Here is a 13,383-nt window from a genome sequence, read left to right on the forward strand (position 1 = left end):
CGCTCATCCTTCCCAAGGTTATCCACAGCGTGATCCCCGCCGTTTGTGCACAAGCCCTTGAAAACTGATGATTTTTTGAGCATTCCTCGCTGAGGCCCGGCGGGCTTGGGCTGGAGCCGGGTCTCTACAGGTTATCCACAGGCAGGCGCAGTTTTTCCTTGGATAACCTTCGTCACGCTTCGTCGCTGAGCTTGAGCTCCACCATCAACTCATCGGCTAGGGTTTCCAGGCGTTCCTGCAAGGTGTCCAGCGACAGGGTCAACGGCACGCCCAGGATCGCTTCGGCGTGAAACAACAACTCGCTGCTCATCGGCGCCGGCCCGACATGGGTCACCAGGCGCTCGACGTTGACACCCTGCTCGCTCAGCAATCGAGTGATGTCCCGCACGATACCGGGACGGTCGTTACCCACCAGTTCCATGGCAATGGGTTTCCAGTCGCAGGATTGCTCCACCGTGCTTTCTGCGATCAGGACGCGAATGCCATTCACCGACAGCCCCTGCAAGGCTTCGATCAACGCTTCCTGGGATTCGGCCGGGGCGCTGATGCGCAAGATCCCGGCGAACTGCCCGGCCAGGCGCGACATGCGGCTTTCCAGCCAGTTACCCCCATGCGCGGCGATGCAGTCGGCAATGCGCTCGACCTGCCCGGGCCGGTCCGGGGCAAAAACTGTGATGACCAAGTGGTCCATGGCGCAGCCCTCTTGTTGTGAGAAGCGAAAGTATAGGCAGAGCACACACTCCTGCGACACATGCGTCCAGATGGACATCTGGCAAATCGTGTACAGTTTTTTATTTTTATCTGGAACAATTCATCTGTTTTTTGAGAACATCTCATGCCTCGCCGTGACTGTACTGCTTTAGTCGGTCGCGGAACGACGCAATTAGTCTAATTTTCACAACCGCAACTGATCATGTAGTATTCCGCAGCGCGCACTACATAATGTTGGACCGATGTCGGCTCAAGGCGCAGTCGCATCCCTGAAAAGCCCTATCCGCAAGGCTTGATACCCAGCCGCCAGTGATGGCATGTACTGGTTCCGGGGTTTGTGCTTTAAATGTCCCGAGGCTTCATTGTCAAATTCGAGAGCTGAAAAGCGAAATAGCTGAGCAGAGTGAGGCAAGCAATGACTGAACACGTTCAAGTCGGTGGCCTTAAGGTCGCCAAAGTCCTGTTCGACTTCGTGAATAACGAAGCCATTCCCGGAACCGGCCTCACCGCCGACGCGTTCTGGGCCGGTGCCGACAAGGTCATCCACGACCTGGCGCCGAAGAACAAAGCCCTACTCGCCAAACGCGACGATTTCCAGGCACGTATCGATGCCTGGCACCAGGCACGTGCCGGCCAGGTCCTTGATGCCGTGGCTTACAAAGCCTTCCTGCAAGACATCGGTTATCTGCTGCCAGAAGCAGCGGATTTCCAGGCCACGACGCAAAACGTCGATGACGAGATTGCCCGCATGGCCGGCCCGCAACTGGTGGTGCCGGTCATGAACGCCCGCTTCGCCCTGAACGCCTCGAACGCCCGCTGGGGCTCTCTGTACGACGCCCTGTACGGCACCGACGCCATCAGCGAAGCCGATGGCGCGGAGAAAGGCAAAGGCTACAACAAGGTACGCGGCGACAAGGTCATCGCCTTCGCACGCGCCTTCCTCGACGAAGCCGCTCCCCTGGCGGCAGGCTCTCATGTCGATTCCACCGCTTATAAAATCGTCGACGGCAAGCTGGTCGTCACCCTCAAGGGTGGCAGCAACAGCGGCCTGCGTGACGATGCCCAACTGATCGGTTTCCAGGGCGACGCCTCGGCTCCGGCGGCCGTGCTGCTCAAGCACAACGGTCTGCATTTCGAAATCCAGATCGACGCCAGCACCCCGGTTGGCCAGACCGACGCCGCCGGCGTCAAGGACATCCTGATGGAGGCCGCACTGACCACCATCATGGACTGCGAAGACTCCGTCGCGGCGGTGGACGCCGACGACAAGGTGGTGATCTACCGCAACTGGCTCGGCCTGATGAAGGGCGACCTGTCGGAGCAGGTGTCCAAGGGCGGCCAGACCTTCACCCGCACCATGAACGCCGACCGGGCGTACACCGCCGTCGACGGTTCGAGCCTGACGCTGCACGGCCGTTCGTTGCTGTTCGTGCGCAACGTCGGCCACCTGATGACCATCGACGCAATCCTCGACAAGCACGGCAACGAAGTGCCGGAAGGCATCCTCGATGGCCTGGTTACCAGCCTGGCGGCGATCCACAACCTCAACGGCAATACCTCGCGGCGCAACAGCCGTACCGGCTCTATCTACATCGTCAAGCCGAAGATGCACGGCCCGGAGGAAGCGGCTTTCACCAACGAGCTGTTCGGTCGCATCGAAGATGTGCTGAACCTGCCGCGCAATACCCTCAAGGTCGGCATCATGGACGAGGAGCGCCGTACCACGGTCAACCTCAAGGCCTGCATCAAGGCCGCCAGCGAACGTGTAGTGTTCATCAACACCGGCTTCCTGGACCGCACTGGCGATGAAATCCACACCTCCATGGAAGCCGGTCCGATGGTGCGCAAGGCGGATATGAAGGCCGAGAAGTGGATTGCCGCCTACGAGAACTGGAACGTCGACATTGGCCTGAGCACCGGCCTGCAAGGTCGCGCCCAGATCGGCAAGGGCATGTGGGCCATGCCGGACCTGATGGCCGCGATGCTCGAACAGAAGATCGCCCATCCGATGGCCGGGGCCAACACCGCCTGGGTACCGTCGCCGACTGCCGCGGCCTTGCACGCATTGCACTACCACAAGGTCGACGTGTTCGCCCGCCAGGCCGAACTGGCCAAGCGCGCCCGCGCCTCGGTGGATGACATCCTGACCATCCCGCTGGCCGCGAACCCGAACTGGACGCCGGAGCAGATCAAGAACGAACTGGACAACAACGCCCAGGGCATCCTGGGTTATGTCGTGCGGTGGATCGACCAGGGCGTGGGGTGCTCGAAGGTGCCGGACATCAACGATGTCGGCCTGATGGAAGACCGCGCGACCCTGCGTATTTCCAGCCAGCACATCGCCAACTGGCTGCGCCATGGCATCGTTACGCAAGACCAGGTGATGGAAAGCCTCAAGCGTATGGCCCCGGTGGTGGATCGCCAGAACGCCAGCGACCCGCTGTACCGCCCGCTGGCGCCGGACTTCGACAGCAACATCGCCTTCCAGGCGGCGGTCGAGTTGGTGATCGAAGGCACGAAGCAGCCCAACGGCTACACCGAGCCGGTGCTGCACCGACGTCGTCGCGAGTTCAAGGCAGCCAATGGGTTGTGATTGAGCGGTAGAGACGCAACGCAAAAAGCCCTGATCGAAAGATCAGGGCTTTTTCATTGGAAGTAACAACAATGCCAACACCGGTAATAACGCCAAGCGCTGCTTTTGTGGCGAGGGATATCCCCGCTGGGTTGCCAGGCAACCCTGAAGCCTGTCGGCTCGGCGTGTCAGGTTAATTGGAATCAGCTTGCTGGGCTGCTGCGCAGCCAGCGGGGATGAATTTTCTCACCACCGTTCAGGTTCCACTGGCGACCTCAAAGATCCATCCCCAACTCATGCTTGACCAGCCCCAGCAACTTCTCGGTGTCGATGGGCTTGAGCAGGAAGTCCACCACGCTCAGGTGCATGGCCTCAATGGCATCTTTCACGTCGGCATCGCCGGACACGATGATGATCGGCAACGCGGCCCGCTCGGACTCGCGCACCAGGCGCACCAGCTCCAGTCCATCGACATTGCCCATGCGAAGATCCGTGATCAGCAGGCCGATCGACGGCTTGGTCTCCAACATCTTGAGCGCGGTTTCCCCGCTGGCCGCGGTCATGCAGCGGATGCCGTCCAATGCCAGGATTTCCGACAGCAATTCGCGGGCATCCTTGTCGTCGTCGACGATCAGGACGCGCTGCGGCGGCAGGTCAGGTTCCAGCATGACGGCATTCAGCGCCTCGCGCTCGGCGTCACTCAAAATATCGTGGTCGGACATGATGCTCTCTACGTTCTTGAAATCGATCCCCTGGCTCAGTGGTCAGACATCGTTCGGCAGCGCTTCAATGTGCACTTCGTCGGATTTTTTTCCAAGAAGATTCAATGAAGTTTTTTTCAGGGCGCCGCGCGGGCTTCTCCCGTCATGGCGGTCCTTTGCCGAGACCTAGACTTACGTCCAATGGGCACCCCACCCGCAGAGGTTGACCATGGGGAACAGATCCGACCACAACAATTCAAAAAAGACTCGCAATGGTTATGAAAAAAGCGGACGCCTTCATCCAGGCAGGGAAAACCGCGGTGTTGCAGAACATCCAGGGCACATTGCAGTTTCTCCAGCGCTTTCCCCCGTTCAACCAGATGGAGAACGCTCACCTGGCTTATCTGGTGGAGCAATGCCTGCTGCGGTTCTACGCTCCGGGCGAAACCATCATCAAGCCGGCCGATGGACCGGTGGAGCATTTCTACATCGTCAAGCAGGGCCGGGTAGTGGGAGAGCGTCCACATTCGGCCAAGGGTGGCACCGAGACCACGTTCGAAATCACCACGGGCGAGTGCTTTCCCCTCGCCGCGCTGCTGGGCGAGCGCGCGACACGCACCGAGCACCGGGCTGGCGAGGACACCTTCTGCCTGCAATTGAACAAGCAGGCTTTCATCAAGCTGTTCGCCCTTTCCAGCCCCTTTCGCGATTTCGCCCTGCGTGGGGTCAGCAGCCTGCTCGACCAGGTCAACCAGCAAGTCCAGCAGAAGTCCGCGCAGGCCCTCGGCACCCAGTACTCGCTCAATACGCGCTTGGGTGAGCTGGCGATGCGTCATCCGGTCAGTTGCAGCCCTGACACGCCGCTGCGGGAAGCCGTGAAGCTGATGCACGAGCAGCAGGTCGGCAGCATCGTGGTGGTGGATGAACAGAAAGCGCCGGTGGGGATCTTCACCCTGCGCGACCTGCGCCATGTGGTGGCCGACGGTTCTGGGGATTTTTCCCAGGCCATCGCGGTGCACATGACCCAGACCCCGTTCTACCTGACGCCGGACCACAGTGCCTTCGATGCGGCCATCGCCATGACCGAACGCCACATCGCCCATGTCTGCCTGGTCAAGGAGCATCGGCTGTGCGGGGTGGTCTCGGAGCGGGACCTGTTTTCGCTGCAACGAGTCGACCTGGTGCACCTGGCACGGACCATTCGCAACGCTCCGCGCGTGGAGAACCTGGTAGGCCTGCGCGGCGAGATCGGCCAACTGGTGGAGCGCATGCTGGCCCACGGCGCATCGTCGACCCAGATCACCCACATCATCACTTTGCTCAACGACCATACGGTGTGCCGGGTCATCGAGCTGACCCTGGCCGACAAGGGCGACCCGGGCGTACCGTTCAGCTGGTTATGCTTCGGCAGTGAAGGTCGACGGGAGCAGACCCTGCACACCGACCAGGACAACGGCATACTCTTCGAGGCCCGGGACGCGGCCCATGCGGCGCAGATTCGCGGCCTCCTGTTGCCCATCGCACAACAGATCAACCAGAGCCTGGCGCTCTGCGGCTTCGCCCTGTGCAAGGGCAACATCATGGCCGGCAACCCCGAGCTGTGCCTGTCCCGCGCCGAATGGGCCCGGCGCTTCGCGGCGTTCATTCGCGAGGCGACGCCGGAAAACCTGCTGGGATCGAGCATCTATTTCGACCTGCGAGTGGTCTGGGGCGATGAACAGGGCTGTGAACAGTTACGCCGGCAGATTCTCGACCAGGTGGCCGATAACCGCCTGTTCCAACGCATGATGGCCGATAACGCCCTGCGCCATCGGCCACCGGTGGGGCGTTTCAGGGATTTCGTGCTGAGCCGCAAAAACGGCGAAAAAGCCACCCTCGACCTGAAAGTCCAGGGCCTCACTCCCTTCGTCGATGGGGCCCGCCTGCTGGCGCTGGCCAATGGCATCGAGGCCAACAACACCCTGGAGCGCCTGCGGCAGCTGGTGGCCAAGGGTGTGATCGAAGCGCTGGACGGCGCGGCCTATGAAGAGGCGTACCACTTCATCCAGCAGACCCGCATGCAACAACACCAATTGCAGACCCGCGAAAACCTGCCTTATTCCAACCGGGTCGATCCCGACAGCCTCAATCACCTGGACCGTCGCATCCTGCGCGAATCCCTGCGCCAAGCCCAACGCCTGCAAAGCAGCCTGACGCTGAGGTACCAGCTGTGAACCTGTTTTCCTGGCTGCGTCCGGCCCCGCCAATGCTTGCGGACTCGTTGCAGCGACGCCTGGCGGAACTGCCGACGCCCACGCCCCTGGGCGAGTGCAGCTTGCGGGAGCAGCGCTGGGTGGTGGTGGACCTGGAAACCACCGGCCTGAACCTGAACAAGGACCAGGTGTTGTCCATTGGCGCGGTAGTGATCGAAGACGGCGCCATCGACTTCAGCCAGCAGTTCGAACGCACCCTGCAATGCGACAAGGAAAAACTGGGCCCCAGTGTACTGATCCATGGCCTGGCGCCCAGTGCCATCGCCGCCGGGAGCGACCCGGCCGAGGCGCTGCTGGCCTTCATGGAGTTCATCGGCGACAGTCCGCTGCTGGCTTTTCACGCACCCTTCGATACCCACATGCTCGGACGCGCGCTGAAGGACTACCTGGGCTACCGCTTGCAGCACCCGTTCCTGGACGTGGCGGACCTGGCGCCGATGCTTACCCCCCAAGCCCACCTGCGCAAGGCCGGCCTGGATGAATGGGTCGACTGGTTCAAGCTGCAGGTTTTCGATCGCCACAACGCCAGTGCCGACGCGCTCGCCACCGCCGAGCTGGCGCTGATCCTGTTCAGCCGCGCTCGCCAGCAACAGATCCAGAGTCCGCTGGACCTGCAGCAGCGCCTGGGCCAATGGAAACGGCGACAACAGGCCCCTTCGCTTTGACCTGAGCTGGCGAACACGCAGCGCTTGTGGGAGCCAGCCCTCATGCAGGATGTGCAACACCACCCGACCGGCGCCAATTGCTTTCCCGCCCCCGCCTCTGCGACAATCGCGAACAATTCTCGTTACTTAAAACATCGGTGATACTCCGTGTCGTCAATTCCTGGCCCTCACAGTGATCTGGTTGGTGCGCTGTACCGTGACCATCGTGGCTGGCTATTGGCCTGGTTGCGGCGCAACGTCGCCTGCCCGCAGCGGGCCGAGGACTTGAGCCAGGATACGTTCGTGCGCCTGTTGGGCCGCGAGCAATTGAAGGCACCCCGAGAACCCCGGGCCTTCCTGGTGGCGATCGCCAAGGGGTTGCTGTTCGACTATTTCCGTCGGGCGGCACTGGAGCAGGCCTATCTCACCGAACTGATGCTGATTCCAGAAGGCGAGCAGCCATCGCCGGAAGAACAGCACTTGATCCTCGAGGACCTCAAGAATATCGATCGGCTGCTCGGCAAACTGTCGAGCAAGGCTCGCGCCGCGTTCCTCTACAACCGCCTCGACGGCCTCGGCCACGCCGAGATCGCCGAGCGCCTGGGCGTTTCGGTTCCCAGGGTGCGCCAGTACCTGGCCCAAGGCATGCGTCAGTGCTACATCGCACTTTACGGAGAACCGACATGAACCCGCTCCATTCCAAACCGGTTTCGTCCAGCGTCCTGGACATGGCCATCGCCTGGCAACTGTCCCTGGACTCGGGCAGCGGCACTCCCCAGGACCGCGAGGCCTTCGCCCAATGGCATGCCGCCGACGAAGAACACGCCCGGGCCTGGCGGCAACTGGGCATGCTCGATCAGCGTTTCAGCGTGGCCAGCGGGCCGGCGCGGGCCGCGTTGCTGCAGTCGCGGGTCAGCATCCGGCGTCGGTTGCGCAAGGTAGGCAGCGGCCTGGCCAGTATTGTCGCGGTGATCGGCCTGGCGCTGTTTGCCGGGGAGCGTTACCTGCCGCTGGACTACTGGCTGGCCGACCAGCGCACCGCCACGGGCGAACAACGCACCCTGCGCCTGGCTGACGGAACGCTGATCAACCTCAACACCCACAGCGCCCTCGATGTGCGTTTCGACGATAAGCAACGGCGCATCATCCTCCAGGAAGGCGAGATCCTGGTGGAAACCGGCCACAACGATCCGCGTCCGTTTATCGTGCAGACTCGCGAAGGCAGCCTGCGTGCCCTGGGTACGCGGTTCCTGGTCAAGCGCGAGGAGGACGCCACGCGCCTGAGCGTCCTGCAGTCCGCCGTGGCGGCCCATCCCGAGGCAACACAGCAGGAACAGATTCTTCGCGAAGGCCAGCAGGTGCTGATGCGCCGCGACGGCTTCGGGCCGACGGTGGCCTTGAGTCCCGGTGCCGATGCATGGACCCGTGGCATGCTGGTGGTGGACAACGCCCGTCTGGAAGAGCTGGTCCATGAACTGGGGCGCTACCGTCGCGGCTACCTGGGCGTCGAACCACAAGTGGCGGATTTGCGCATCACCGGCAGCTTCCCGTTGCACGACACCGACCTGGCCTTGACCGCGCTGCTGCCAACCTTGCCGGTACAGATAGAGCATCACACCCGCTGGTGGGTCATGGTGCAACCGAAGACCGAAGCCAAGCCGTGAGAGGACGGGTTTTCGGCGGATAGCTCAATATGAGCAGGCTCGCTCCACAGTGACCCGGGTGACCCCACCATTGCGGGCGACGCAGCCTCTTGTGGGAATGAGCCTGCTCGCAATGAGACCACCTGAGCGCCGCCTGATCCGACAGGTGGCATCCATCCAATCTGAATCTAAATTATTTTCATCCAGCCCTATCACTTTTCGACTTTCATCCGGCATCCAGGCAATTGAGAAATATTTCCATTCAGGAGCCGCCGTATGTCCCGTCCGCTAGACACCCTGTTGCGCCCCAGCCTGTTGGCCGTCGCCATTGCCTTTGCCGTCCCGTTGGCCAGCGGCCCGTTGCTGGCAGCCGAACAGGCTTCCAGCGTGCGCGCCTACAACCTGCCTTCCGCGCCATTGGCCAGCACCCTTAACCAGATTGCCAGCCAGGCCGGCCTCGCCTTGAGCCTGAGCCCTTCCCTGGTCTCAGGTAAGCAGTCGGCTCCGGTCCAGGGCCAGTTCGATGCCATCGGCGCATTGCGTGAAGCCTTGCGCGGCACCGGCCTGCAACTGGAACAAAGCAGCGCCGGCACCTACAGCCTGGCCGCCGTGCCCGAGGGCGTCATGGCCCTGCCGGAAACCAGCGTGATCGGCGCGGGCATCAGCGAAACCGCGTGGGGCCCGACCGAAGGTTATGCGGTCACCCGCACCGCCGCCGGCACCAAGACCGATACTCCGATTGTCGAACTGCCACGCTCGGTTTCCGTGGTCACGCGCCAGCAAATGGAAGACCGCTCCGTCCTCAACCTCAACGATGCCCTGCGCTACACCGCCGGCGTACAGAGCAGCGGCTACGGTTCGGACTCGCGTAACGACTGGCTGCTGGTGCGCGGTTTCGTACCGACCCAGTTCCTCGATGGCCTGCCGCTGCCCAAGGGCAACTACGTCACGCCGAAAATCGAGACCTGGAACCTGGAGCGCATCGCCGTGTTGCGCGGCCCCGCATCTTCGGTCTACGGCCAGACGCCGCCGGGCGGCCTGCTGGACATGGTCAGCCGTCGCCCACAGGCCGAGAGCAGTCATGAAGTGGAAGTACAGGCCGGCAGCTACGAGCACAAGCAGATCAATTTCGACAGCACCGGCAAGGTCGATGACGAAGGCCAGTTCCTTTATCGGGTCAGCGGCACCGTGCGCGACAGCAATTCCCAGGTCGATCACATTCCGGACAAGCGCTACAACCTCGCGCCGAGCCTGACCTGGAATATCAACGATGACACTCGCCTGACCTTCCTGACCCAGTTCACCCGCGACGACACCGGTATTACCGGGCAATTCCTGCCATTACAGGGCACCAAGCTGTCTTCGCCGGCGGGCAAGATTTCCCATCACAAGAACCTGGGGGATCCAGAGTGGGAATTCTATGACCGCACCTATTACGCACTCGGCTACGCGTTCGAACATCGCCTGAACGATACCTGGCAGTTCCGCCAGAACCTGCGCTATACCAAGAGCGACCTGGAGACCCAGGGCATCTCCGCTGGCGGACAATTCTGGCCAGCGGGGCCTGACGAGGCGGTAAGCGCCGATGGCACCATCAAGCGCAGCGCCAGTGTCATCGATGAAGACATCAGCCAGTTCGCTGTGGATAACAACTTCCAGGCCGACTTCCAAACCGGCGTTCTCAGCCACACCCTGCTGCTGGGCCTGGATCACCAGCGCTCGAACAGCAATGCGCGCTGGGACTGGGGTTCGAACGGTGTGCCGACCAGCAATATCCACAACCCGATCTACGGACAGGATTTCTCCAACGTCCAGTACTTCACCATGTATGACTACAACCAGAAGACCAACCAGACCGGCCTCTACATCCAGGACCAGATGGCCCTGGACAACTGGCGCCTGACCCTTGGCGGACGCGAGGACTGGGTCCACACCGGCACTGAGTTCCACAACCTCAACAACGTCACCAACACTCAGCGGGACAAGAAATTCAGCGGCAACGCCGCCCTGAGCTACGTCTTCGATAACGGCGTGACACCTTACATTTCCTTCGCACAGTCCTTCCAGGCCGCGGCAGGTTCAACGGTCAACAGCACCGATGCGTTCAAACCGACCGAGGGCGAACAGTACGAGGCCGGGATCAAGTACCAGCCCCCCGGCACCAGGACCTTGCTGACCGCCGCGGTGTTCGACCTGACCCAGAAGAACAACTCCGTGACCGAAAACAACGTCACTCGCCAGGTGGGCGAAGTCCAGGTCCGGGGCCTGGAGCTGGAGGCTTCGGGCAACGTGACCGACAACCTGAAACTCGTCGGCTCCTATACCTACAACGACAGCGAAATCACCAAGGGCACCGCGGCCGAAAAAGGCAAGCGCATGGCCCAGGTCCCGCGTAACCAGGCCACGGCGTGGGCCGACTACACCTGGCACAACGGCCTGCTGGACGGCTTCGGCGTGGGCGCAGGCGTGCGTTATGTCGGCGACACCTACGGCAACACCACCAACACCGACTGGGGCCATGTCGGCTCCTACACCGTGTACGACGCATCGGCCCATTACGACCTGGGCCGCCTGAACAAGACCCTCAAGGGGGTTACGGTGGCGGTGGACGCGAAGAACATCTTCAACAAGGACTACCTGTCCACTTGCGATGGTTTCTATTGCTACTACGGCGACCAACGCAACGTCGTTGCCAGCGTGAATTACAAATGGTAATCGGTTAGCCTTTGCGGCAAACCTTTCGAGGGTCAGCCGTGGCGAGTAATTTTCCTCTCGCCACGGCCGGTCTCTTTTGCATCCGGATCCTTCATGAAAAGCAAAACCATCCGCCGCTGGTCGTTCATCCACACCTGGACCAGCCTGATCTGCACGGTGTTCCTGCTGATGCTGGCGATCACCGGGCTGCCGTTGATTTTCCATCATGAAATCGAGCACCTGCTGGGCGACGCCCCCGAGTTCCGGGAAATGCCCGCCGACACGCCACACCTGGACCTGCAACAGTTGGTGGAGAAGGCCAAGGCCCATCGTCCGGGTGAAGTGGTCCAGTATTTCGGCTGGGACGAAGACGACCCCAACGGTGTCATCACCATCATGGCGCCGACACCGGACACCGAGCCCAATTCCTCACACACCTTCATGCTCGATGCACGCACCGGCGAGGCCCTGGAAATGCCCTCGGCCAACGGTGGTTTCATGATGGTCATGCTGCGCCTGCATGTGGACATGTTCGCCGGGTTGCCCGGCAAGCTGCTGCTAGCGTTCATGGGCCTCTTGTTCGTGATCGCCATCGTCTCCGGCGTGGTCCTGTATTTGCCGTTCATGCGGCGCCTGAGGTTCGCCACGGTGCGCCAGGACAAATCCACGCGCCTGCGCTGGCTCGACCTGCATAACCTGATCGGCGTGGTCACGCTGGTCTGGGCGCTGACCGTCGGGGTCACAGGTGTCATCGCCGCGTGCGCCGACCTGATCATCGCCGCCTGGCGCAACGACAGCCTCGGCGCCATGGTCGAACCCTACCGCAACGCCCCGCCCCTGACCCAACTGGCGCCGGCCACCCGCCTGCTCGACATTGCCAGGCAAGCCACGCCAGGCATGGAGCCCAGTTTCATTGCATTCCCCGGCACGCTGTTTTCCAGCCAGCACCACTACGGAGTGTTCATGAAGGGCAATACCCACCTGACCTCTCACCTGCTGACCCCGGTGTTGATCGACGCCAGCACCCTGGACGTCACCGCCGTGGCCGAGCGGCCCTGGTACATGGATGTCATGAGCCTGTCCTTGCCGCTGCACTTCGGTGACTACGGCGGCAGGCCGATGCAGATCTTCTGGGCGACCCTCGATGTGTTGACCATCATCGTCCTCGGCAGCGGGGTCTACCTGTGGCTGGTGCGGCGCAAGGCAGCCAAACGCGCGAGCGTCGGCGCGCAGGTGGTGTCGTGAGGCCCCGGCAGTCGAACTTCTGGAAAGTCTTTGGCGCTCCCGTGCTGATCGGTGTCCTTTGCGCCGCCGGACTGTTCTCGGCACTGCTGGGTGACGGTGCGTGGGACGCGGTGAGTTGGGTGGGCCTGGGACTGCCGACCCTGCTGGGCACCTGGGGGTTGTTCAAGCGCAACGGATAAGCTGCGCAGGGGGGCTCGCCAGTCGCGTCTGAACTGTCTAGGCTGTGCGAATCCCGGGTCTGAACCCTGTCACCCCCCTCGAGACCGACTCCATGGCCACCCCCAGCATGACGCTGTTTCAAAATCCCGCTTCGCCCTTCGTCCGCAAGGTGCTGGTGCTACTGCACGAAACCGGCCAGCAGGACCGCGTGGCGTTGCAGCTCAGCCAACTCACCCCGGTCAGGCCGGACCAGAAGCTCATCGATGAAAACCCGTTGAGCAAGATCCCTGCCCTGCGCCTGTCCAACGGAACGGTGATCCATGACAGCCGCGTCATCCTCGATTACCTGGACCACCAGCACGTCGGTAATCCGCTGATTCCCCGTGAAGGCGCAGCCCGCTGGCGACGCCTGACCCTCGCGTCCCTGGCCGACGGGATCATGGACGCGGCAGTACTGATCCGCTACGAAACCGCCTTGCGTCCCGTGGAAAAACACTGGGACGAGTGGCTCGACGCGCAACGGGACAAGATTCGCCGCGCCCTGACCGTGCTCAACACCGAGGCGGTCGCCGAACTGGCCAGCCACTTCGATGTGGCGTCCATCAGCGTGGCCTGCGCCCTGGGTTACCTGGACCTGCGCCACCCGGACCTGGAATGGCGCGAGACCAACCCGCAGCTGGCGCAGTGGTTCGCCGAGGTGAGCCTGCGGCGTTCAATGATTGAAACAGTGCCCCGGGTCTGACGCTGCGTCAGCTGTCCCGG

11 protein-coding genes are annotated in these 13,383 nt (G+C 62.2%); 9 read left to right on the forward strand and 2 right to left on the reverse strand.

The window, feature by feature from the left end; all coding sequences use genetic code 11:
- Positions 1-172: 172 nt before the first annotated feature.
- On the reverse strand, positions 173-691 hold the full coding sequence (locus AC1M7R_RS08820; protein WP_072389836.1) for a glycine cleavage system transcriptional repressor: 519 nt from the start codon (positions 689-691) through the stop codon (positions 173-175).
- A 435-nt stretch (positions 692-1,126) separates the two neighbouring features.
- On the opposite strand from AC1M7R_RS08820, the gene AC1M7R_RS08825 reads away from it, so the two are divergent.
- Positions 1,127-3,304: a malate synthase G gene (locus AC1M7R_RS08825; protein ID WP_072389839.1), complete on the forward strand. Its 2,178-nt coding sequence runs from the start codon at positions 1,127-1,129 to the stop codon at positions 3,302-3,304.
- A 254-nt stretch (positions 3,305-3,558) separates the two neighbouring features.
- Here AC1M7R_RS08825 and AC1M7R_RS08830 read toward each other — a convergent pair whose 3' ends face one another.
- Entirely contained in the window at positions 3,559-4,005 is a 447-nt protein-coding gene (locus AC1M7R_RS08830; RefSeq protein WP_072389842.1) for a response regulator, read from the reverse strand.
- Between the two features lie 257 nt (positions 4,006-4,262).
- Between AC1M7R_RS08830 and AC1M7R_RS08835 the strand changes: the two genes are divergently transcribed.
- The 8 genes from AC1M7R_RS08835 to AC1M7R_RS08870 all read left to right on the forward strand — a co-directional run bounded on the left by AC1M7R_RS08835 (position 4,263) and on the right by AC1M7R_RS08870 (position 13,363).
- Entirely contained in the window at positions 4,263-6,197 is a 1,935-nt protein-coding gene (locus tag AC1M7R_RS08835) for a putative nucleotidyltransferase substrate binding domain-containing protein (RefSeq protein ID WP_305367269.1), read from the forward strand.
- Positions 6,194-6,901: a 3'-5' exonuclease gene (locus AC1M7R_RS08840; protein WP_490610361.1), complete on the forward strand. Its 708-nt coding sequence runs from the start codon at positions 6,194-6,196 to the stop codon at positions 6,899-6,901. Before AC1M7R_RS08835 ends, AC1M7R_RS08840 begins: the two co-directional genes overlap by 4 nt.
- Before the next feature lie 147 nt (positions 6,902-7,048).
- Positions 7,049-7,567: an RNA polymerase sigma factor gene (locus AC1M7R_RS08845; protein ID WP_072389851.1), complete on the forward strand. Its 519-nt coding sequence runs from the start codon at positions 7,049-7,051 to the stop codon at positions 7,565-7,567.
- Positions 7,564-8,544: a FecR domain-containing protein gene (locus tag AC1M7R_RS08850; protein ID WP_490610362.1), complete on the forward strand. Its 981-nt coding sequence runs from the start codon at positions 7,564-7,566 to the stop codon at positions 8,542-8,544. Before AC1M7R_RS08845 ends, AC1M7R_RS08850 begins: the two co-directional genes overlap by 4 nt.
- Before the next feature lie 255 nt (positions 8,545-8,799).
- Positions 8,800-11,238 (forward strand): TonB-dependent siderophore receptor, encoded by a 2,439-nt coding sequence (locus tag AC1M7R_RS08855; RefSeq protein ID WP_076406067.1) that lies wholly within the window; start codon positions 8,800-8,802, stop codon positions 11,236-11,238.
- A 93-nt stretch (positions 11,239-11,331) separates the two neighbouring features.
- The gene (locus AC1M7R_RS08860; protein WP_123595339.1) at positions 11,332-12,462 is read left to right on the forward strand and encodes a PepSY-associated TM helix domain-containing protein; all 1,131 of its coding nucleotides are present in this window, start codon (positions 11,332-11,334) and stop codon (positions 12,460-12,462) included.
- A complete protein-coding gene (locus AC1M7R_RS08865; RefSeq protein ID WP_072389863.1) occupies positions 12,459-12,641 on the forward strand; it encodes a hypothetical protein in 183 nt (60 codons plus the stop codon). The genes AC1M7R_RS08860 and AC1M7R_RS08865 overlap by 4 nt, the downstream gene beginning before the upstream one ends.
- A gap of 92 nt (positions 12,642-12,733) precedes the next feature.
- Complete coding sequence (locus tag AC1M7R_RS08870) at positions 12,734-13,363, forward strand: glutathione S-transferase family protein (protein WP_490610363.1); 630 nt, start codon at positions 12,734-12,736, stop codon at positions 13,361-13,363.
- The last annotated feature ends 20 nt before the right edge of the window (positions 13,364-13,383 follow it).

Source organism: Pseudomonas sp. MS01C9 (genome assembly GCF_058202755.1).

Coding starts and splice junctions, on each gene's coding strand:
- AC1M7R_RS08820 (WP_072389836.1), bottom strand. CDS start 691: ATGGACCACTTGGTCATCACAGTTTTTGCCCCGGACCGGCCCGGGCAG.
- AC1M7R_RS08825 (WP_072389839.1), top strand. CDS start 1,127: ATGACTGAACACGTTCAAGTCGGTGGCCTTAAGGTCGCCAAAGTCCTG.
- AC1M7R_RS08830 (WP_072389842.1), bottom strand. CDS start 4,005: ATGTCCGACCACGATATTTTGAGTGACGCCGAGCGCGAGGCGCTGAAT.
- AC1M7R_RS08835 (WP_305367269.1), top strand. CDS start 4,263: ATGAAAAAAGCGGACGCCTTCATCCAGGCAGGGAAAACCGCGGTGTTG.
- AC1M7R_RS08850 (WP_490610362.1), top strand. CDS start 7,564: ATGAACCCGCTCCATTCCAAACCGGTTTCGTCCAGCGTCCTGGACATG.
- AC1M7R_RS08855 (WP_076406067.1), top strand. CDS start 8,800: ATGTCCCGTCCGCTAGACACCCTGTTGCGCCCCAGCCTGTTGGCCGTC.
- AC1M7R_RS08860 (WP_123595339.1), top strand. CDS start 11,332: ATGAAAAGCAAAACCATCCGCCGCTGGTCGTTCATCCACACCTGGACC.
- AC1M7R_RS08870 (WP_490610363.1), top strand. CDS start 12,734: ATGGCCACCCCCAGCATGACGCTGTTTCAAAATCCCGCTTCGCCCTTC.